This is a genomic window from Coleofasciculus sp. FACHB-1120, assembly GCF_014698845.1.
Lineage (GTDB): Bacteria > Cyanobacteriota > Cyanobacteriia > Cyanobacteriales > FACHB-T130 > FACHB-T130.
The window spans coordinates 38,212-59,476 of the sequence record NZ_JACJTV010000034.1 but is presented as its reverse complement, the minus strand read 5'-3'; the positions used below and the strand labels follow the sequence as shown (position 1 = coordinate 59,476).

General features: G+C 46.4%; 18 protein-coding genes, 1 tRNA gene and 3 pseudogenes. 13 read left to right on the top strand and 9 right to left on the bottom strand.

Annotation, left to right across the window (positions count from 1 at the left end; all coding sequences use genetic code 11):
* Positions 1-83, top strand: a pseudogene (locus tag H6H02_RS22435) (IS1 family transposase); the annotation flags it as partial.
* Positions 84-292: 209 nt separating this feature from the next.
* On the opposite strand, the pseudogene H6H02_RS22430 reads toward H6H02_RS22435, so the two are convergent.
* The 3 genes and pseudogenes from H6H02_RS22430 to H6H02_RS22420 form a co-directional block, all read right to left on the bottom strand.
* Positions 293-502, bottom strand: a pseudogene (locus H6H02_RS22430) (Uma2 family endonuclease); the annotation flags it as partial.
* A gap of 126 nt (positions 503-628) precedes the next feature.
* Complete coding sequence (locus H6H02_RS22425) at positions 629-1,318, bottom strand: response regulator transcription factor (protein ID WP_190821924.1); 690 nt, start codon at positions 1,316-1,318, stop codon at positions 629-631.
* Positions 1,319-1,397: 79 nt separating this feature from the next.
* Complete coding sequence (locus tag H6H02_RS22420) at positions 1,398-2,447, bottom strand: HAMP domain-containing sensor histidine kinase (protein WP_242040823.1); 1,050 nt, start codon at positions 2,445-2,447, stop codon at positions 1,398-1,400.
* Positions 2,448-2,760: 313 nt separating this feature from the next.
* Here H6H02_RS22420 and kdpA point away from each other — a divergent pair, with 313 nt between their 5' ends.
* The 8 genes and pseudogenes from kdpA to H6H02_RS22385 all read left to right on the top strand — a co-directional run bounded on the left by kdpA (position 2,761) and on the right by H6H02_RS22385 (position 13,367).
* Complete coding sequence (gene kdpA / locus H6H02_RS22415) at positions 2,761-4,452, top strand: potassium-transporting ATPase subunit KdpA (RefSeq protein WP_190821922.1); 1,692 nt, start codon at positions 2,761-2,763, stop codon at positions 4,450-4,452.
* Between the two features lie 62 nt (positions 4,453-4,514).
* Positions 4,515-6,617 (top strand): potassium-transporting ATPase subunit KdpB, encoded by a 2,103-nt coding sequence (gene kdpB, locus H6H02_RS22410; protein WP_190821920.1) that lies wholly within the window; start codon positions 4,515-4,517, stop codon positions 6,615-6,617.
* A gap of 48 nt (positions 6,618-6,665) precedes the next feature.
* The gene (kdpF, locus tag H6H02_RS22405; RefSeq protein WP_190821918.1) at positions 6,666-6,929 is read left to right on the top strand and encodes a K(+)-transporting ATPase subunit F; all 264 of its coding nucleotides are present in this window, start codon (positions 6,666-6,668) and stop codon (positions 6,927-6,929) included.
* A gap of 106 nt (positions 6,930-7,035) precedes the next feature.
* Complete coding sequence (gene kdpC, locus H6H02_RS22400) at positions 7,036-7,644, top strand: K(+)-transporting ATPase subunit C (RefSeq protein ID WP_190821916.1); 609 nt, start codon at positions 7,036-7,038, stop codon at positions 7,642-7,644.
* 87 nt (positions 7,645-7,731) lie between these two features.
* Complete coding sequence (locus H6H02_RS22395) at positions 7,732-8,865, top strand: sensor histidine kinase KdpD (RefSeq protein ID WP_190821914.1); 1,134 nt, start codon at positions 7,732-7,734, stop codon at positions 8,863-8,865.
* Between the two features lie 43 nt (positions 8,866-8,908).
* Entirely contained in the window at positions 8,909-10,120 is a 1,212-nt protein-coding gene (locus H6H02_RS22390) for an anhydro-N-acetylmuramic acid kinase (RefSeq protein WP_190821912.1), read from the top strand.
* Positions 10,121-10,202: 82 nt separating this feature from the next.
* Positions 10,203-11,096 (top strand): annotated as a pseudogene (locus H6H02_RS27960) (serine/threonine-protein kinase); the annotation flags it as partial.
* Between the two features lie 135 nt (positions 11,097-11,231).
* Positions 11,232-13,367, top strand: coding sequence for a VIT domain-containing protein (locus tag H6H02_RS22385; protein WP_347342638.1), 2,136 nt, complete (start codon positions 11,232-11,234; stop codon positions 13,365-13,367).
* 165 nt (positions 13,368-13,532) lie between these two features.
* Here H6H02_RS22385 and crtA read toward each other — a convergent pair whose 3' ends face one another.
* Entirely contained in the window at positions 13,533-14,363 is an 831-nt protein-coding gene (gene crtA / locus H6H02_RS22380) for a cyanoexosortase A (protein ID WP_190821908.1), read from the bottom strand.
* A 46-nt stretch (positions 14,364-14,409) separates the two neighbouring features.
* On the bottom strand, positions 14,410-14,985 hold the full coding sequence (gene aat, locus H6H02_RS22375; RefSeq protein ID WP_190688974.1) for a leucyl/phenylalanyl-tRNA--protein transferase: 576 nt from the start codon (positions 14,983-14,985) through the stop codon (positions 14,410-14,412).
* Positions 14,986-15,174: 189 nt separating this feature from the next.
* Here aat and H6H02_RS22370 point away from each other — a divergent pair, with 189 nt between their 5' ends.
* Positions 15,175-15,504, top strand: a complete 330-nt coding sequence (locus H6H02_RS22370; protein WP_190821906.1) for a hypothetical protein — start codon at positions 15,175-15,177, stop codon at positions 15,502-15,504.
* A 69-nt stretch (positions 15,505-15,573) separates the two neighbouring features.
* Here H6H02_RS22370 and rpsN read toward each other — a convergent pair whose 3' ends face one another.
* The 3 genes from rpsN to rseP all read right to left on the bottom strand — a co-directional run bounded on the left by rpsN (position 15,574) and on the right by rseP (position 17,862).
* Positions 15,574-15,876, bottom strand: coding sequence for a 30S ribosomal protein S14 (gene rpsN, locus H6H02_RS22365; protein ID WP_190821904.1), 303 nt, complete (start codon positions 15,874-15,876; stop codon positions 15,574-15,576).
* 59 nt (positions 15,877-15,935) lie between these two features.
* Positions 15,936-16,652: an endonuclease III gene (nth, locus tag H6H02_RS22360; protein ID WP_190821899.1), complete on the bottom strand. Its 717-nt coding sequence runs from the start codon at positions 16,650-16,652 to the stop codon at positions 15,936-15,938.
* A 118-nt stretch (positions 16,653-16,770) separates the two neighbouring features.
* On the bottom strand, positions 16,771-17,862 hold the full coding sequence (gene rseP / locus H6H02_RS22355) for an RIP metalloprotease RseP (RefSeq protein ID WP_190821896.1): 1,092 nt from the start codon (positions 17,860-17,862) through the stop codon (positions 16,771-16,773).
* A 264-nt stretch (positions 17,863-18,126) separates the two neighbouring features.
* Between rseP and H6H02_RS22350 the strand changes: the two genes are divergently transcribed.
* The 3 genes from H6H02_RS22350 to H6H02_RS22340 all read left to right on the top strand — a co-directional run bounded on the left by H6H02_RS22350 (position 18,127) and on the right by H6H02_RS22340 (position 20,172).
* Positions 18,127-18,198: transfer RNA gene (locus H6H02_RS22350), tRNA-Gly, on the top strand.
* A gap of 293 nt (positions 18,199-18,491) precedes the next feature.
* On the top strand, positions 18,492-18,908 hold the full coding sequence (locus H6H02_RS22345) for a hypothetical protein (protein ID WP_190821894.1): 417 nt from the start codon (positions 18,492-18,494) through the stop codon (positions 18,906-18,908).
* Positions 18,909-18,912: 4 nt separating this feature from the next.
* Entirely contained in the window at positions 18,913-20,172 is a 1,260-nt protein-coding gene (locus tag H6H02_RS22340) for a glutamate-5-semialdehyde dehydrogenase (RefSeq protein WP_190821891.1), read from the top strand.
* Positions 20,173-20,265: 93 nt separating this feature from the next.
* Here the strand turns inward: H6H02_RS22340 and H6H02_RS22335 are convergent, their stop codons facing one another.
* On the bottom strand, positions 20,266-21,117 hold the full coding sequence (locus H6H02_RS22335; RefSeq protein WP_190821889.1) for an acyl-CoA desaturase: 852 nt from the start codon (positions 21,115-21,117) through the stop codon (positions 20,266-20,268).
* Between the last annotated feature and the right edge of the window lie 148 nt (positions 21,118-21,265).

Genomic DNA, 21,265 nt, shown 5'->3' with positions numbered 1-21,265 from the left:
CCAAGAGCGAGGAAATGCTGAGACACTCAATTCGCTTGTTACTTCACTACCTGAAGTTTTGGGATGTGCCTGTTCCAGCTTGATTCATACCCCCATTCAGCAACGCCAGAATCCTTTAGTGTTGATTACACACTTATTGTTCCCAGATCGCACCACAGAATATCTTTGCCTGATTCTTTAGGTACTGGGTTGGGGCGCTGTGCTTATACTCAGTAGCTTAGCTACTGAGTTTGCTAAAACAATCGCACCCAGAAACATTTCAAGAAAAACCGGGTTTCTTGCCTACCTGCTCTTAAGTTAAGTCATCCGGATTAACACCCATTGCCTTCAAGCGTTCTGCCAAGCGCTCAGCGCGGTCTTCTGCAAGCTGTGCCCGGTCTTCTGCTATCTGTGCTTCCGTACCATCTAGCAGCAAGTTTCCCTGAGCATCCCACCAGCGCAACCAGGGAAATTCCATATTTGTGTATCGTCCCTGCCAAATGCCTAACTCAACCCCTAAAGGAAAGTTTTTCACAAATGTGCCATCGGAGTCTGGTAACTGAGTATGGTCGGGAAGGGTGAAACCGACGGCAAATGGTGTTTCTGCTGAGGTCATAGGAACCTCCTACTATAAATGAATCTTGCTTAATTATTCTCGTAGTAACAAATCTGCGGCTACTAATCCTCTTTGAATTGCCAAGATGGCGGCTTGAGTGCGATCGCGTACCTCCAGCTTTTGTAAAATAGCGTGGACGTGAACCCTCACGGTGCCTAGCGCAATGTGCAGAAGTTCGGCAATTTCTTGATTAGTCTTACCGGCGGCAATTAGTGCCAAAATTTCCTGTTCCCGACTCGTGAGGAGATTTGCCAATGGCACAGATATCTTTGATGAATTGGATGAAGTGAGTGTCGGTATATCGCCAAATACGGCGCGTATTTCTGCTGTAACAGCTTGATCCCACCACGAGGCTCCTGTTGCCACTGAACGTAACGCCAAAATTAACACCTCGGCTTCAATCCCTTTGAGACAATAGCCTTGGGCACCGGCAGCAATCAGTCGCTCAATCAAGGATTTTTGGGAATGAGAGGTTAAAACTAGGATGGGCAGTTCTGGATGCTGCTGTTTGATTTGGCGACACGCTTCAACGCCTCCCAAACCAGGTAGTCCCACATCCAGTAACACTACATCTGGTAAATAGCAATTCGTCAATTCCACAGCGGTTTCGCCATCAACCGCTTCTCCAACAACTTCTAACCCTGCCTGTTGCAACCGCATCCGCAGTCCCAAGCGAAACAGTTCATCATCTTCCACCAACAAAATCCGCAGCGAAGGTTTCATTTCAGAAGCTTTTATTTCAGAGGTCTTAGAGTTTTGGTTTTAAAAAGGAAAAAAGGTAATTTATCGTTTTTTATTTCATTTAATTTTCAATTTGCACTAAGTGGGGAGGCAATCGGAAGCAAAACATTGCCCCGCGTGGTTCCTGGTTTTCTGCCCAAATTGTACCGCCGTGCGCTTCAATAATCTGACGAGTCAGATATAAACCCAGCCCAGATCCTGTGGCAATGCGATCGCTATGTCCTTGGTAAAATCGCTCAAATAGATAGGGTAACTCTTCTTCTGTGATGCCCTGCCCATTATCGAGAATTTTCACAATTTGAGAATCAGCATGGTACTCCAGTATGACTTCTACCTTACCGCCACGCGGGGAATGATTAATGCCATTAGTGAGTAAATTTATGAAGACTCGCTGTAATTGCAAGGCATCTCCATTCACCCACAAAAAGCGGCGAAAATCGGTTAAACCATGACTGAGAGTAATATACACCCGACGCGAAGAAGCTAAATCTGTCAATGTAGCGATCGCTTCCTCTGCTAAAGTAACTAGATTCACGGGCGAAAGCACCAGTTTTAGCCCTTTGGTATCGTTACGATAGACATCCAACAGCGTCTCCACTAGATGTAATGTCGAAGTGTGAGAACGAACCATCATTGCCAAAACTTTTTGTTGCTGATGCGTACAAGCACCAAAGTGCCCTAATTGGAAAGATTTAATCGTTTCAATTGCGCCTAACAAAGGAGTTTTGAGATCGTGTGTCAAAGTAGAGGCAAAATCTTCACGAATACTTGCCAGTTGTTGTTGCGCTCGCAATTGAGTTTGTTGTCTCTGCATTGCCTCTTCATAACGCTGGTTGCGATGCAGCAACCAGCAAGTCACCGCCAACGCTATCACTGCAATCAATCGGTTTGCTACTGTTGACGGTTGGATCGCTTCAAGAGCGGGAGAAAACAAATTTAAGATAGTTAGACTAGCAGCAGAAAGGGTAAGTATAAGGGTTGCGGGGTGACTCAAGCGCGAATTCGTCAGTAAAATTGGCCCGATATAGAGGTAGCCAAATACATAGGATGGAGGTGTGGAAAACTCCAGCAGAATCAAGACAGCAAATGCCCCTGCAATTAGCCAACGCATAGTTGAGTGCTGATTTTTAGTCACAAGATTTGCTTTGATAGCCACCAAGGTGCGTACTCTCCTCATCAGATGTAGTTTTAACTGATGAACAGCACCACATGACATATACTATATCCTCACTTTAGCTAGAAACCTGGATCTATACTTGCAGGTATAGAAAGTCTATTAATACAGGTATATCTAGGTTATATATCTAATCCAATTGTGGTATTTTTCGCCTACGTATTAGGATGCTAATCGGACAAGTTAAAGATTTATTTGTCTAATTTATCTAGAAGTAAATTGTAGAGATTAGATTAGATTAGGCTTTTTTATGTGGCAAGGCTTCTTTCAAATCGTCATAACCTTACTAATTGTGGTAGCAATCAGTAAGATTTTAGGTAACTACATAGCTCGTGTATTTAAAGGAGAGACAACCTTTTTTGACTCGATAATAATACCGATAGAAAAAGCGATTTACGCACTGGCAGGCTTGCGAAACCAAGAGAATCAGACGGGTCGCCAGTATGTCCGTGCCGTGCTTTACACCAACTTGGTTATGGGTATATTAGTTTATCTAATTCTCATACTACAGCAATTCCTACCCCTAAATCCTAGCAGATTAAGTACCCCTAGGTGGGATTTAGCGCTGCACACAACAATCTCATTTTTGACCAATACAGATCAGCAGCATTATGCTGGCGAAACTACCTTCAGCTATGCCAGTCAAATGTTAGCACTGGGTTATCTAATGTTTACCTCAGCCGCGACCGGATTGGCAGTATCAATTGCCTTTATTCGCGGCTTAACTGGGAGACCTCTGGGTAACTTTTACGTCGATTTAATTCAATCCATTACCCGGATATTGCTACCTCTGTCCATCTTAGGAGCGATATTGTTAATAATTCTGGGCGTTCCGGAAACTTTAGCTGAACCGCAGGCTGCTACTACCTTAGAAAATGGAATACAAATCATTGCCCGTGGTCCTGTCGCCCACATTGAAAGTATTAAACAGTTAGGAGAAAATGGCGGCGGATTTTTTGCCATCAACTCCGCCCATCCATTTGAAAATCCAAATAGCTTTTCTAATCTGCTAGAAATAATTGCGATGGTTTGCATTCCAGCGTCGCTGATTATAACTTACGGCATTTTTGCCAATAACAAAAAGCAGGGATGGCTGCTATTTTGGATGGTATTTATTATTTATGCTGTCCTGATTAGCATTACTGCCATTGGCGAATATCAAGGAAATCCTCTAGTGAATAATCTTCTGGGAGGACAGCAACCTATTCCCAACTTAGAAGGCAAAGAAGTTAGATTTGGTTGGGCACAGACAGCACTTTGGGCAATTACGACAACAGGAACAATGAGCGGTGCTGTCAACGGGATGCACGATTCTTTAATGCCTCCCGGAGGCTTTTCTACCCTCTTTAATATGTTCCTTCAGATTGTCTGGGGTGGTCAGGGGACTGGAACCGCTTACTTGTTCATCTACCTAATTTTGACAGTATTTCTGACCGGGTTGATGGTGGGAAGAACCCCAGAATTTTTGGGACGAAAAGTTGAGAAAAAAGAAATTGTTCTTGCCAGCGTCGTGCTACTCATCCACCCGATAGCAGTATTGATTCCCTCAGCCATTACTCTTGCTTTTCCTAATACCCTCGCTGGAATCAGCAACCCTGGCTTTCACGGCATCTCCCAAGTCGTCTACGAGTACACCTCAGCCGCCGCCAACAACGGATCTGGCTTTGAAGGATTGGGCGACGCTACCCTGTGGTGGAACGTGAGTACCTGTTTCAGCCTCTTACTCGGTCGCTATATCCCGATTATCGCCATGCTGCTGTTAGCCGACAGCATGGCTCATAAACAACCAGTACCCGAAACAACCGGAACCCTCCGCACCGATACGCTTCTATTTACCGCCGTCACAGCGGGAATCATCTTGATTTTAGGCGCGTTAACCTTCTTCCCAGTTTTAGCACTTGGCCCTATAGCCGAAGCTTTCCAAATTGCTAAAGGAGGATAAATAAAACCCACTTTCCTCCTCTGTGTGCGTCCTCTGCGGCTAGTTTCTCCCTCTGACTATCTATGACATCTGAAAATCCGACTTCGCCTCAACAGATTCGCCAACCACGCGGGCCACGTTCTTCACGCAAACATACCTCCCAGGTAAATACCAAAGGGCTTTATCAGAGAGCCTTCCGGGATGCTTTTGTCAAGCTCAATCCACGAATCATGCTGAAAAATCCAGTTATGTTTCTGGTGTGGGTTGGCACCATCATCACTGCACTGGTAACAATTGACCCAAATTTGTTTGGCACAGTACCGGGCGAAAACCAGCGGCTATTTAATGGTCTAATTACTGTAATTCTGCTATTTACCCTGCTATTTGCTAATTTTGCGGAAGCGGTGGCAGAAGGACGCGGTAAGGCACAAGCCGACTCGATGCGGGCAACAAAATCCGACACAACTGCTCGGAAATTATTGCCCGATGGCTCAATTGAGGAGGTATCTTCAACTAATTTAAGGCAAGGCGATCGCATAAAAGTGATTGCTGGTGATATCATCCCCGCCGACGGGGAAGTGATTGCGGGTGTCGCCTCCGTTGATGAATCGGCAATTACTGGGGAATCTGCGCCAGTGTTGAAAGAACCAGGCTCAGATATTGCGAGTTCTGTTACCGGCGGCACGAAGATTATCTCCGATGAACTAACTCTGCGAGTAACATCCGACCCAGGTAAGGGATTTTTAGACCGGATGATTGCTCTGGTGGAAGGTGCAGAACGCAGCAAAACGCCCAACGAAATTGCTTTGACAGTATTGCTGGCAGTTCTTACTCAGGTGTTTCTGATTGTTGTAGCAACGCTGCCATCATACGGAAACTACGTCAATAATCCGGTGGGCGTAGCCACGCTGATTGCTCTGTTAGTGGCGCTGATTCCTACCACGATTGGCGGCTTGCTAAGTGCGATTGGGATTGCCGGGATGGACAGAGTCGCCCAGTTTAACGTGGTAGCGACATCTGGACGAGCCGTAGAAGCGTGTGGCGATGTCAATACCCTGATTTTGGACAAAACGGGCACGATTACCTTAGGAAACCGTTTAGCCGAGGAATTTATCCCAGTTAACGGTCATTCGATGGATGAGATTGCGAAAGTTGCTCTGGCTGCCAGCGTATTTGATGAGACGCCAGAAGGCAAGTCAATTGTCAGACTCGCAGAGAAGTTAGGGTCAACAGTGGATTTTGACCGCAATGCAGCTGAGGCAATCGAATTTTCTGCTAAAACGCGCATGAGCGGTACGGATTTGCCCGATGGTTCTGAAGTCCGTAAGGGTGCAGTAGATGCGATCAAGGGATTTGTGCGTTCCCGTGGCGGTAATCTGGCACCAGACCTCGATGCAGCCTACGAAAAAGTTTCCCGACTCGGTGGCACACCTCTAGCCGTTTGTCAAGGAAGCGACATCTACGGCATCATTTACCTGAAAGATATCATCAAACCAGGTATACGCGATCGCTTTGACCAACTGCGACGGATGGGCGTTCGCACTGTGATGTTAACTGGCGATAACCGAATCACCGCGTCCGTTATCGCTCAAGAAGCCGGAGTCGATGACTTCATCGCCGAAGCTACTCCAGAAGACAAAATCGCCGTCATTCAGCGCGAACAAGCAGCAGGTAAATTGGTTGCCATGACGGGCGATGGCACCAACGACGCCCCTGCCTTAGCTCAGGCTAATGTAGGCGTAGCGATGAATTCTGGCACTCAGGCGGCGAAAGAAGCGGCGAATATGGTGGATTTGGATTCTGACCCCACTAAGTTAATTGACTTAGTGACAATCGGCAAACAACTGTTAATTACTCGTGGGGCGCTGACTACTTTTTCGCTTGCGAATGATATTGCCAAATACTTCGCGATTATCCCCGCGATATTTGCTCCATCTGGAATTAACAGTCTCAATCTTATGGGATTAGCGAGTGCAAAATCGGCAGTTTTATCAGCTCTAATTTACAACGCTTTGATTATTCCCGCTTTGATTCCTTTGGCGCTGACTGGAGTTAAATTCAGGCCGCTCACGGCTAATCAATTGCTCCAGCGGAATATCCTAATTTATGGCTTGGGTGGAGTGATTGCGCCGTTTATTGCAATTAAAGTAATTGATGTTTTAATTACTGCTGCGGGTTTGGCTTAAAAACGAACTGCTCCAAGACACAAAGAGAAGAAGCGTATATGGAGATTTATGAGGCGATTTAATTTGAATGAAATATTGGGGGAAATGGCGCAGAGTATTGATTCGTTGAAGGCGCAATGGCGTAAGCAACCTTTGCTGCGGCAATTATTTATTCTGTTGTGCTTGAATCTGCTGATAACGCCAGCTGTGCAAGCCGCAACCGGAGGAACGCTTTCTTCAGGACAAACTTTCTGGTTGATGGCACTCGGTCTGCTTACGATAACCTTGTCGATTTACCTGTTTGTGGTTATTTTCCAACCGGAACGCTTCTAAAAAAATTTTTGAGGTTTAAATTTTGAATTTTTAATAAAATTCAAACCTCTGTTAGCAAGGGTGGGGAAACCCCGACCCCACAAAATCCCCATTTTTTAGGTCTTTTATGCGAGAAACCATTAAAGCAATTCGAGTCGCCTTAGTTCTCTGGCTCCTAACAGCAATAATTTATCCCTTGTTCACGATAATAGTTGGGCAAGTTTTGTTTTCCTATCAGGCAAATGGCAGCATCATCGAAAATCAAGGACGAGTCTATGGCTCTGCCTTAATTGGTCAACCCTTCTCTTCTCCTCAATATTTCACAAGTCGTCCCAGCACGACGAACTACAGCAGCTTTACAGCCGCAGAACGCGATCGCAAAAATATAGGTCAAATCACTGGTGTATCAGGTGCCAGCAACCTTGCTCCTAGCAATCCAGATTTACTCAAGCGGGTAGAAGCAACAACCCAACAATTGAAAGCATCTGGTATTCAGCCCACAGCCGATTTAATTTACACGTCTGGCTCTAGCTTAGATCCACATATCAGTGTAGAAACTGCCTATAACCAAGCCGCAAGAGTGGCGGCGGCTCGCTCATTATCAGTAGATCGAGTTCAAGCATTGATTCCCAAATACACTGATGGTAGATTTTTGGGAATTTTTGGCGAACCTGGGGTGAATGTCCTTAAGTTGAATTTGGCGCTGGATAATTTACAATCTGCCAGTAATTCATAGTTCATCGTTCATTTCATAGTTCAGTGTGAAAGGCAATGAACAATGAACAATCAGCAAGGAACAATGAACAATTAACATCCAACAATTATGATTCCTAAAAGTGAGTTTTCAGGAGCGCTGAATTCTAACATTCGTCCCGCCCGACGCGGCAACCACAAAATATACATTGGCATGGCTCCCGGTGTCGGCAAAACTTATCGGATGCTGGAAGAAGCCGACCAACTTAAACAGGAAGGGATTGATGTTGTTATCGGGTTGCTGGAAACCCACGGGCGCAAGGAGACGGCTCAAAAAGCTCAGGGGCTGGAGGTAATACCCCGTAAAACAATTATCAGAAGCGGGATGACTCTGACAGAAATGGATACAGATGCCATTTTGGAGCGCCAGCCGCAGTTGGTGTTAGTAGATGAACTGGCGCATACAAATGTCCCCGGTTCTCTACGGGAAAAACGCTACCAAGATGTTGAGGTGATTTTGGATGCTGGAATTGATGTAAATTCTACGGTAAATATCCAGCATCTAGAAAGTCTCAATGATTTGGTGGCGCGAATTACTGGCGTTGTGGTACGAGAACGCATCCCAGATCGGCTGTTGGATGAAGCAACGCAAGTGGTGGTGATTGACGTTACGCCGGAAACTTTGGAAGAAAGGCTAGTGGAGGGAAAAATCTACGCGCCGGATAAGATAGATCGGGCGCTACAAAATTTCTTTCAACGGCGTCATTTAGTAGCGTTGCGAGAGCTGGCACTGCGGGAAGTGGCGGACAACGTTGAAGAGGATGCGATTACTTCTACACCCAGTGATGGATTTTTCTCGGTTCACGAACGGGTGCTGGTGTGTATTTCGACTTATCCAAATTCGGTACAACTGTTGCGCCGCGGGGCGCGAATTGCTGATTATATGAGGGGTCGCCTGTATGCGGTGTTTGTGTCCCATCCGGAACGCTTTTTGACGAAGGAAGAAGGTTTATATATTGAAACTTGCGAGAAGCTGACTTTAGAATTTGGCGGGGAATTTTTAAGAGTAAATAATCATGATGTACCGCAATCGATCGCATCTGTCGCTCAACAGTATCGGATTACTCAAGTGGTGCTTGGGCATTCTCAAAAATCTCGTTGGGAGTTATTCTGGAAGGGGTCTTTTGTCCAGCAGTTGATGCGCTATCTCAAAAATATTGATTTGCACATCATTGCATCTGAACAAACCTCCTCTAAGCAATGAATAAAACTGATTAAGTTTTCAGGGTTAATTTTTAATTACTAAAATGATGCGTGTAATTGGTTTAATTAGCGGCACGTCGGTAGATGGTATTGACGCCGCTTTAGTAGAGATTACTGGTAAAGACTTGGATATCAACGTGACTCTGCTAGCGGGAGCCACCTATCCTTATCCAGATGCGCTCTCAAAGCAAATTCTAGAGGTTTGTGGCGGGGCATCCTTGTCAATGGCTGAATTTGCCCAATTAGATGATGCGATCGCTTACACCTTCGCACAAGCCGCCCAAAACATTCAAAGCGGCAACGATTCAGCCGACTTAATTGGCTCTCACGGACAAACCGTTTTTCATCGCCCACCCACTGACGATTTGGGATTGCCGGTTTTAGATTCTGGATTCAAAAAAATTGAAAATCCAAAATCTAAAATGGGGTACAGCCTGCAATTAGGTCGGGGTGCCTTGGTTGCCCACCTGACGGGCATTCCCACTGTGAGTAATTTCCGGGCGGCGGATATTGCTGCCGGTGGACAGGGTGCCCCAATGGTTTCAGGAATAGATGCCTATTTATTGAGCCAACCCGACAAGAACCGATGCGTCCAAAATATTGGCGGGATTGGGAATGTCACTTATCTACCGGCGCGTCGGGGCAGCTGGTTAGAAGATATTCGAGGCTGGGACACCGGGCCGGGAAATGCGCTTCTAGACCTGGCGGTGCAGTATTTAACGAATGGAGTCAAAACCTACGATCAAGATGGAGCATGGGCCGCAGCAGGCACAATCTGCAACGATTTAGTAGAGCAATGGCTACAGCAGGACTACTTCCAGCAGCAACCGCCCAAATCAACGGGTCGAGAGCTATTTAGCTACACCTATCTCCGGCAGTGTATCGCAGATGCCTCTGCTTATGAGTTGAGTAGCGCTGATCTGCTGGCAACGCTGACTGAACTCACTGCTGCGTCAATTGTTCATAGCTACCGCACTTTCCTGCCGCAGATGCCTGACGAGGTGTTATTGTGTGGCGGTGGCAGTCGCAATCTCTATTTAAAACAGCGCCTACAAGCGACTTTACAACCCGTGCCAGTGTTGACGACGGATGAAGCGGGTGTGAATGCTGATTTCAAAGAAGCGATCGCTTTCGCTGTTTTGGCATATTGGCGTCAGTTAGGCATCCCTGGCAATCTTCCCCAAGTTACCGGCGCAACTTCTGCCGTACTACTTGGAGAAGTTCATCTTCCTACAAAGCTCAAAACCTTGTCCTGAGCGCGTTTCTAGCCAATTTTTCATATTAATTTTAGAAATGAAATGGCTAGAATGGCGTGAACGGTTTTGAAAAAGGGCTGCTATGACGACCTTCCCGCCTCAAAAAAGCACAGCTCACGATCGGCGTCGGTGTTATTGCCTGAATCCTAATTGTAAGCAGCCAGAAAATCCTGGAAATGCCACAATCTGCGAAAGTTGCGGATCGCAATTACTGCTGAGCGATCGCTATCGTGCGATTAAACCGATTGGTCAAGGGGGTATGGGGAGAACTTTTCTAGCGGTGGATAAGTCCCAGCCATCGGAACCGCGCTGTGTGATTAAACAGTTTTTTCCCCAACAACAAGGAACAAACAATCGCCAAAAAGCAGCAGAGTTATTCCGTCAAGAAGCAACTCGCTTAGAGGTTGTTGGGAAACATCATCAAATTCCCGAACTGCTGGCATATTTTGAGCAAGATGACCATCAGTATTTAGTGCAACAGTTTATCGATGGAGAAAACTTAGCTCAAGAATTAGCCCAAAAAGGGCCGTTTAAAGAAGTAGAAATTCGGCAACTCCTGCAAAGTTTGCTGCCGGTGTTGCAATTTGTCCACAGTCAGCAGATGATTCACCGGGATATTAAACCCGAAAATATCATTCGCAACCGTCGAGATGGCAAACTCGTGTTAGTCGATTTTGGCGCAGCAAAGTATGCGACTGAGACGATGTTAGGCAGAACCGGAACGGTTATTGGTTCTGCTGCTTATACGGCTCCCGAACAAGCCAAAGGGAAAGCGATTTTTGCTAGCGATTTGTATAGTTTGGGCGTTACTTGTATCCACTTGCTTACCCAAATTCCTCCTTTCGACTTGAGCGATACAAGTGAAGATACCTGGGTTTGGCGGCATTTTTTAAAGACACCAGTAAATAAACAGTTAGGTAGCATTCTCGACAAAATGCTGCAAACGGGTACAAAGCGGCGCTATCAATCAGCAGATGAAGTGTTGCAAGATTTGAATGCGCGATTGCTCCCAACTACTAAACCTAACTCTAAGAAAAAATGGCTGATAGCCGGTGCCTTCCTATTGTTTGGATTTGCGGGAGTGCGGTACTTAGTTTCTCCTGTGGTAGAGATGGTGACTCAGCAAATTGAGAGGCAAGCATCTCTTACTGAAGGCAGCTTATTCGCGATTGTGGATGGACAGGAGCAAGTGTTTCCGTTGAAACATACGGAAGTTGTGGCGAAAGTCACAGGGAATGTGTCGCGGGTGGAGGTAACGCAAACCTTTGAAAATCCCTTTAACAATCCCTTAGAAGCTGTCTATAAGTTTCCACTGCCCGATGAAGCGGCGGTAGATGACATGGAGATAAGAGTAGGCAATCGCATCATCCGAGGCGTCATCAAAAAACGCGAAGAAGCAAAGCAAATTTACGAACAAGCCAAACAAGAAGGAAAAACTGCTGCATTATTAGACCAAGAACGAGACAATATTTTTACTCAGTCCTTGGCTAACATCAAACCGGGCGAAAAAATCGATGTCACAATTCGCTACAGTGAAAGCCTGAAGTTTGAAAAAGGGGACTATGAATTTGTCTTCCCAATGGTAGTGGGACCGCGCTACATTTCAGGAAGTTCAACGAATAGCAACAGCACTACAAACTCAGTTACCGACACTTCGCAAATCAATCCGCCGACTTTACCAGCCGGAAACCGTTCTGGACAAAATATTGGTGTAACCGTTGAAATCGAAGCAGGGGTGCCAGTGAAAGAAGTGCGATCGCCTTCTCATCAAATCCGCACTACCCAAGATGGTCGCATCATGCGGATTGAATTAAGCAAGGAGAACGCAATTCCGAATAAAGACCTGATTCTGCGTTATCAGGTATCAAGTGCCCAAACCCAGTCCACAGTCTTATCAGAGGCGGATGAACGCGGCGGTCACTTTGCTTCCTATTTAATTCCAGCCGTGAAGTATCAAAGTAATGAGATTGTACCCAAAGATGTGGTATTTCTCATGGATACCTCTGGATCTCAAAGCGGAGCGCCAATCGAGCAATCGAAGGAACTAATGCGCCGCTTTATCAATGGACTCAATCCCGGCGATACCTTTAATATTATTGACTTTGCTAATAGCGCGACGCAGCTATCTCCTACACCTTTACTGAATACGCCGCAAAACCGACAAAAAGCGCTGGATTATATCAATCGCCTAGATGCTAACGGTGGTACCGAGTTACTCAATGGGATTCAAACCGTCTTAAATTTCCCCGCCGCGCCAGCAGGACGCCTGCGGAGTATTGTCTTAATTACTGACGGTTTAATTGATAACGACCGGCAAGCGATCGCAGAAATTAAAAAGCGGCTGAAGCCTGGAAATCGACTTTATAGCTTCGGTGTTGGTCCTTCAGTGAACCGCTTCTTGATCGACCGTTTAGCAGAGGAAGGGCGAGGGACTTCTGAAGTGGTTCCCCCTAACGAACCCGCCCAAAAAGTCGTCGAAAAGTTCTCCCAACAAATCAATAATCCCGTACTAACGAATATTGAAGTTGGCTGGGAAGGCACTGGAAAAGCACCGCAAATCTATCCAATCAAACCCCCTGATTTATTTGCCAATCAGCCATTAGTATTATTTGGACGCAAAGGCGATCGCGCTAAGGGAACTTTGCGAATTACTGGGATCGTCGCGGGTGGCAAACGCTATGAGAAGAAGGTACCCATTGAATTTGATGGCGGTGGCAATAGCGCGATCGCTCAACTATGGGGACGCGCCCGGATTAAAGATTTGATGAATAAAATGTATGATGGCGAAAGCCCAAATCATGTCAAAGCTGTTACAGATACCGCACTCGCTTATCGGTTGTTATCGCAATACACCTCCTTTGTCGCTGTCACTGAAGAAGTGCGAGTCGATCCTAAGAAAACTCAGCAGGTGCAAGTTCCGGTAGAAACCCCAGAGGGTATGGACGCTGAAGCAACTTCTGGTCAAAACAGTAACGTACCCCCGCTTAGTCAAGCGCCGCCACCCAGCAAAGCGCTAGTAGCTAGCAAACCTACTGCTAGCAACGTGCCGTCAGCACCGTCAGCACCGTCAGCAGCAAACAGCCAGCCGCTATCTAATCCAGTGCAGCCATCCAGCCAATCGTTAGATCCCGACCCAGTGCCCGAACCCAGCCAAATCTTAGGCAACATCTTGGCTGTTCTCTTGCTAGGAATGTACTTCGCCTGGAAGCGTTTGAAGGGTTTGAAAAGCACTCCGCCTCGAAGCTAATCCCAGTTCACTTTTTTACCACTACACTAAGCTGCATCAGTCAAAAACATAGCAATCCTGTTTTAGTTGTGAGATTCCAACCTTTCAGCTCCCCAACTTTGTAAGAGTTGTCGGGGAGCTTGTTTTCACGCATCATTTAGGACTGCTATAGCTGCAATTAAAATTCTACAGCTTTGCCATTTCGGTGCCTGGTTTTAACAGCCAAAATCGACAAATTAATCCAAAAATAAATACAGAAATCATAGAAAAGATTAAAGAACCATCACCAAGATGCCAATATTCAAAAGCTTCTTTGTTTGACAATCCTGCCAAAACAGTCATCAAAGCTACTCGTATCCCATTTAATGTAAAGGCTACGATAACAGCAACGAATGGCAATAAAATCTTTTCCTTCAATTTAGTTGGAAAAATTAGTAAAACAACTAAAGCTAACCCCAATAGCTGAAGGATAGTACCTACACCAGCACAAGCTCCGCCAATTTGTACAGATCCGGTTGGCAAACTTAAAATTTCCCCTCGTTGCACAATGGGGAATCCTAAAAACCAAAGAATAACAGATGTGAATTTAGCGGTTAATAAAGATACATTGAAAAATTTCAATATTAGTTCTTGATTTAAGACAAAAAAAGCCAGAAGCAGCAATTCCCGCCAATACTGCTTTAATCCTTTAACCCCAGAGGCAATTAAACCCAAGGCCAGCATTGAAATCAAAGGTGTAACGTGAAGGGTAAAACCATAGCCGGGGTAAAGACTTTTAAAGAGTACCAAACTAATCAGTGCGAACCCAACAATGCTAGAAAAAGCGTCGCTTTTTAGCTGTAATCCGTCCCGTTTCTGCCAAAGCAGGGATGATACCGCAGCCCAAAATAAGAAACTTGTACTCAGCAGTTCAATATTGCCACTCCTCCAAGTCAAAGTAAGATGAATCGTAATTAAGCCTGCCGCGATCGCTATCAACCAGAATTTCAAGTCTTTGACAAGTTTTAGCCTGCTCATGATTCGATAAAAGTTTTGCTCGGTAGGACACACCCGCTGGCTGCGGCTATACTAAAGAACACCGACGCTGCAACGCTTTCCGTAACAGGACTTGATATTGTGAATCGTCAATGATGTAGGCACCAAAGCGCTCTAAATGGGGGTTCATCATTTGGGCATCAAAGAAAGCAAAATTGCGCGATCGCAATCTTTCCACCAACTTCACCATCGCCACCTTTGACCCCTCTGGAATCCGGTAGAACATGGATTCCCCAATAAACGCACCCCCGATGACAAGTCCTAAAATTCCTCCAGCCAGTTCCTCTCCCTGCCAAGTCTCGAAGCTATAAGCCCAACCCTCTTCATAGAGTGCCAAATAAATCTCTTGTAGTTCTGGGGAAATCCACGTTGTTTCTCGATCCGCACACCCAGCCACCACACCCTGGAAATCCCGATTGACGGCAACAGTAAAGCGTTCTTGGTTGAGAACACGCCGCAGTGACTTCGGGTAGCGAAATTGCCCATCGAGGGGAACGAGTGTTCTCTGACGGCTGGAATACCATCCCAAGCCATTGTCGTCATCCGCCATCAGGAAGTAGCCTTGGGCATACCCCTGAATAATGGTGGGAATATCAAACTCCATGCACTCAATCCAAGCGGGTTAATGACGTATTATCCGATCTATGTATATCTCTAACAGCCACAAATGGCTGCATAGATGTCCTGATGAGATAGAACCACCTTAATATCTAAAATACTGCCCCAACTTTTAGAATCATTGAGTCGGCACCTGAAATTTAAAAGCTGAGAAGCGAAAAGCTGATACGTGAAAATGTCTCAACCCATCCCACCGATCACCTTACCACCAGCCGAAAATCCTCAACAGGAGGGCATATGGCTGCAAAGCGCATTGCACAAGTGGCTCGATGAAGAGTTTATTCCAGAAGCTGTCAATCAAGAGATTGCCCAACGAGCTTCCCAGATTTATGTCCGCCAGCGGATGGAAGGGGAAAACGACCTGGGTTCTCTGGTGATTGCCATTCTGACAGAGATGCAGGCGTTTGACTTTTCCAGAAGTTTTTATAGCGAGTTTGCGATCGCGAATGCGGTCAGTGAATTGCTCTTAGACAGTCTCGGCATCGACCGCTGTTGCGGTCAATAGTCTTAGTCAATAGTCAATAGTCATTGGTCAAACGCAATCAACTAAAGACTAAAGACTAAGGACTAAGGACTACCAGCTAGACTTGACCACACCCGGCAACAGACCTTGGTGTGCCCATTCCCGCATCACGTTGCGAGACAGACCAAAATCCCGGTATACGCCTCTAGGACGCCCAGTTACCCAGCAGCGATTCCGCAAGCGCGTGGGCGCACTGTTGCGTGGCAGTTGCTGTATCTGCCGATGAATCGTCAGTTTCTGTTGTTGGGTTGCTGCATTCTCAAATGCTTCCTGCAACGTTTCACGCTTAGCGGCATACTTATCCACCATCTTCTGGCGTTTTTTCTCCCGCTCAATCATGCTCTTTTTAGCCATGAATTATCCTACTTTTTTCCAGCAATAATAGACACCATTCTCCATTCTAGCGGATGGTATCAATTAGAAGCTTCCACAATTTGAGGGGATGTGGCGAGGCTAATATTTACAGAATCCGATGGCGACAAATTGGCAGAAGGACACGAATCCGCGAGGACACAAGCATGGCACGCCGGATTTCTGGCTTTACAAATTGCCCGACCATGATAGACCAACCGAATTGACCAATTTTCCCAATCCTCTAGAGGCAATAGTCTCATTAAATCTCGCTCTATCCGCACTGGGTCTGTATGTTCTGTCAAACCCAATCGGTGGCTGAGACGCTTCACATGGGTATCCACCGTCACGCCTTGATTGATGCCGTAGGCATGAGCGAGAACTACATTTGCTGTCTTTCGCGCTACTCCTGGTAATTCCAGCAACAATTCCATTCGTTTTGGCACCTCTCCTTTAAATTTCTCCACAATCAGGAGGCAGGCACCTTGAATATTTTTAGCCTTGTTGCGATAAAAGCCGGTTGAACGGATCAGGGTTTCCAACTCAGTAATATCAGCATTTGCCAAAGCTGGAGCGTCGGGAAACCTCGCAAATAATGCCGGTGTTACTTGATTCACCCGCTCATCGGTACATTGAGCGGAGAGAATAGTTGCCACCAATAACTGTACTGGCGTCTCATAGTTCAGCGTACAGGGTGCATCTGGATACAATCGCTTCAGGCGAATCAGAATCTCTAAAGCACGCTGCTGCTTAGCTGACCATGTACGGGTAATGTTCATAAATTGTCAATTATCTAGTTGGTAGGGGCGCATACTCATGGCGCATACTCATGCGCCCCTACGGGTCAGTTATCCATTGTTAAGGACGACAGATATAAAAAACGACAGGCAACTGCGTTCATTGCAAGAGGTTTTGAACCCACGCCAAGTTAGCAGTGTCTCGAACAATCAAGAAAATTCCCAAACCCAGCAGCAACATCAACCCAGTTTGCATAATGCCATCTTGGATTTGAGTCGGCAAAGGTTTACCCCGCAAGCCTTCAATCAATAAGAAAGCTAGTTGACCACCATCGAGAGCCGGTAGAGGCAAAATGTTGATAATCGCAAGGTTAATGCTGATCAAGGCAGCAAACTGAAACAGATTCGCCGCGTCTGACTTGGCAATACTGGCACCAAGTTCCACAATTTTAACTGGCCCAGCAACCTGATCGGCGGTTTCGCCAAAGTTACTGATCAGTTGTATAAAGCCCTGAGCCGTTAAAACTACAAATTCTTGGTACTTTGTAGCCGCAGTGGTCAAAACTTCTACAGGATTCTTGAGGTGCCGACGCACTACTTTACCGCTAGGAGCTAGCTGGACACCGATGCGACCTTTCCCGTCGCTTCCAGGCTGCGGTGTTACGGTCAGGGAAATGATTTGACCTTGACGTTCAACACTTAGGGGGATCGGCTGGTTGGGATTGTTTTGAATGACCTCCATAAGCTTTGGGATGGCTTCCTTGGAGGCTTTCAGTGGTTGACCGTCTGCTAAGAGAATAATGTCTCCTGCTTTGATGCCAGCTTTAAGTGCAGCAGAACTTACCTCTGAGGCGACTTGGGGAACCAGGACACCAGGCTGATAATTAAATTCCTGAACGCCCACGAGACCCAGTTGAGTCGCTAGCAACAAGTAAGCAAATAGCAAATTGGCGATGACACCCGCGCTGATGACAATGGCTCGGTCGAGGATGGGCCGGTTGCGTAGTAGATTGGGGTCTTCTGGGGGGATATCACTGTCGGGGTCATCATCAGGGAAACCGACAAATCCGCCTAGAGGAAAAGCTCGGATGGCATATTCGGTTTCCGATCCCTGGTACTTCCAGAGGATTGGGCCAAAACCAAGGGAGAAGCGGTTGACGTGAATTCCTTGAAGACGAGCTGCCATGAAATGACCCAGCTCATGTACCACAATCAAAAGTGCCAAAACTGCGATCGCCGCAAAAACAGGCATATTTATAATTAATTCAACTAACTACATACTTCTTCATTCTACGGTGTTGCGTCCGGAAGCTGGGTGAGTTGAAGGAAGAGGAGCCGGAAAGCGCGAGAATCCAAAAGGGGAGAATTCCTTCCAACGCCTCCCGGGAGAAATCGCTTCCCTAAGCTGTCACACGCTCGCCAACTTCAAATCCTATCGGGTGGGTGATGAAATGATTAAAGAGAGATAGTTGACAGATGGTGAAAATTTTGAGAATCTAGATAAAGATAAAGTTTTGCGGGTATAGCTCAGTGGTAGAGCGTCACCTTGCCAAGGTGAATGTCGCGCGTTCGAATCGCGTTACCCGCTCTTCTCGTTCAAATCTTATAAGAAGTAGCCATCTCTCTATGCGTAGGTCTTTAGCAGGCGTAGGTCTTTAGATATAGAGAGGCAACATTCGATTATATGTACGTCGGAGCATTTCTAGGCAAAGGTTTAGAGTGTTAAAATTCGCCTAGATGGTCTGTGGCTTTAAAGGCTTTCAGCCGTGCCCAGTCCTAAGAAAAGCGGTTGCTAGGTGCAAACTAAAAAAGTCTAATAGACAAACCCGGTTCCGAAAATCCTTAAGTTAACACTTTCATATCTTTGTTTAATTAGCGCTTGTGCCATCTCAGAAAGATCAGAAGATTGACTTAAATAACGATTACCCGTGCCCATGCCGACGTAGAGGGCGTTTAATCCCGATTACACTGACAGAAGCGTTTGGCTGCGATCGCTGTCAGCAAATCTTCGTGGTTGAAGAGAATGGGTTTGCGATCGAACAACTGTCTACAAGCTATCCATACAAGCGATCGTGGCGGTGGACTGGTCATCGCTGGAGTACCGCTCATCCAGGTCTTGGGGACAGCTACCTCCCCGTGTCCTTACTAATTATTTCAGTGCTACTGATTGCAGCGTTTTGCTTAGCTCAGATTTCACTTCCTGCCCTTCCTGCTAACATTATTGTGCTGTATGTCATAGGTAGCGTGCTGTTGGTACTGGTGCCAACCCTGATCCTCTGGCGGGCTTACCGACGTTAGCCTAATGGCAATCAACGCTTTTACTCCCACCCCCGATCCAATGACCGCCGTTAGTCGCGCTTATGAAGCTTCCCTGGAATTGGCAACCACCAAGGGAGTAGAGCGTAGCCGTGCTGTTGCAGCGATGGCGCAGGCACTTCAGAGATCCTTAGACGATATTTTGGAAGCCAACACCCTGGATCTAGAAGCGAGTCGGGAAATGGCAGCCCATGAGCTGATTTTAGATTGGCTGAAGCTGACACCCGAGCGGCTGCAAGCTACCATCCACATTTTGCAACGGTTAGCTGAGTTATCCGATCCGATCCGGCGGGTGATGAACGCGACTTATCAGCTAGAACACTCGCAAACCTACTCTCAGCTAATGCCGCTGGGGGTAATTGCCTTGATTTACGAAGCTTTTCCGGAGTTAGGAGCGATCGCTGCCGGGATGTGCCTAAAAACCGGCAACAGCCTGATTCTCCGAGGTGGGAGCGAAGCCAGCCACTCAAATACGGTCATTGCCCAAGTTTTACAATCAGCCTTAGAACGGGCAGGTATGCCACCCGGTTGTCTGGAGCTACTACCATCAGAGCAAGGCGCTTCCATCCGGGATTTAGTCATCCAAGACCGCTACATCAATTTGGTGATTCCCTACGGTCGCCCCAGTTTAGTCCAAAAGGTAATCCAGCTCTCAACTGCACCCGTCTTGAAGTCGGCGATGGGAAACTGCTACCTTTATTGGTCGCCTACAGGTAGCTTAGAGATGGCTCGGAACGCAATTATCGATAGTCATCAGAGCGATCCAGATCCCGTTAATGCGATCGAAAAGGTTTTGATTCATCCGGCTTGCAAACCTTCCTCTCTGACGATGCTTTGGAACAGCCTAAAGGAAAAAGGGTTTCAACTTCGAGGAGATCGAGATTTGGTGACACAATTTCCAGTTTTGAAACTGGCTGAGGAATTGGAGTGGAGTCAATCCTATCTCGACAAGATTGTGGCTTTTAAACTGGTAGAGAGTATCGAGGAAGCCATTATTTGGATTAATCAATACAGCAGCGGTCACGCCGACTGTCTAGTTTCTGAATCTTATCAAGAAAGCCGCCAATTTGCGCTCGGCGTAAATAGTGCCTCTGTGTATCTCAATTCTTCTCCCCGATTTTCCCGTAACCCGAAGGGAGGAGACTCATTATTTCTGGGAATGTCTAACCAAAAAGGACATCGTCGAGGACCTATTGGCTTGGAATCTTTTACCACTGTGAAGCACGTGGTACAGGGACACAACTAAAAAGGCAAAAGAGAGAAGGATACGGGATGAAGGGGAAAAGTGTTTCCTCTGTCATCCTTTCTTTCTGCTTTCTTTTGCCCTTTGAATGTTTATTTATTGTTTACTTTCTTCGACCAGTTTTACCTTCGAGGCTAAACCGAGCGTCTGAAGGAAGTGAATAGTCATCCACGTCAGGTCAATTTCCCACCACTTTAAGCCATGTCGAGCGGAATATTGAAAAGCATGGTGGTTGTTGTGCCAACCTTCGCCATAAGTGAGTAAAGCCACCCACCAACAATTAGTTGAGCGATCCTCAGAATCGTAAGTGCGATAGCCAAATTTATGCGTTGCACTGTTGACAAACCAAGTGCAATGAAACACTGCTACAACCCGAGCAAAAATTCCCCAGACCACAAAAGGCCAACCGCCCAAGGCGTAAAGAATTAGACCTAAGACAACCTGAATGGGAATGAAATAGTTTTGTAAAAATTGATAAACTGGGTCGCCAGAAATATCTTTAGTAACGCGAGGGATGTCTGTATCCGCAGGGTTTTTATAAAGCATCCAGCCCATGTGACTCCACCAAAAGCCTTTGTTGGAATCATGAGGATCTAAGTTTTCATCGGAGTGCAAATGATGGAGGCGGTGTATGCCGATCCAGTTAATCGGACCTCCTTGGCAGGAAAGGGTGCCGCAGAGAACAAAGAAGTATTCTAACCACTTAGGCGTTTGGAAACTACGATGCGTTACCAGACGATGAAATCCCAGCGTAATTCCCAAACCACCCGTCACCCAGTGGAAAAAGACGGCGACACCAACCGCAGCCCAGCTGAAGTTACTGGGAAGTAGGGCGAAAAGCGCTGCGATGTGTAACCCAGCCATGTAGATAATAATGACCCAATCAGGACGGAGAGGCGAGTCTTGTCTTACCTGTTCTTGATCTTTCGTTGTGGTCGCAACAGTCATGCAGTAACCTTGATAAAAATTGTGCAGCCCAATCTGCTATTGGATTTGGGATTTTGGTCTCGGTCTTGTAAGGGCGGCTTGTTTACCCCGCTTTTACTAGAAATGCAAATTTTTACATTGCCAAAAGCTCCAAAATCTAAAATAAATA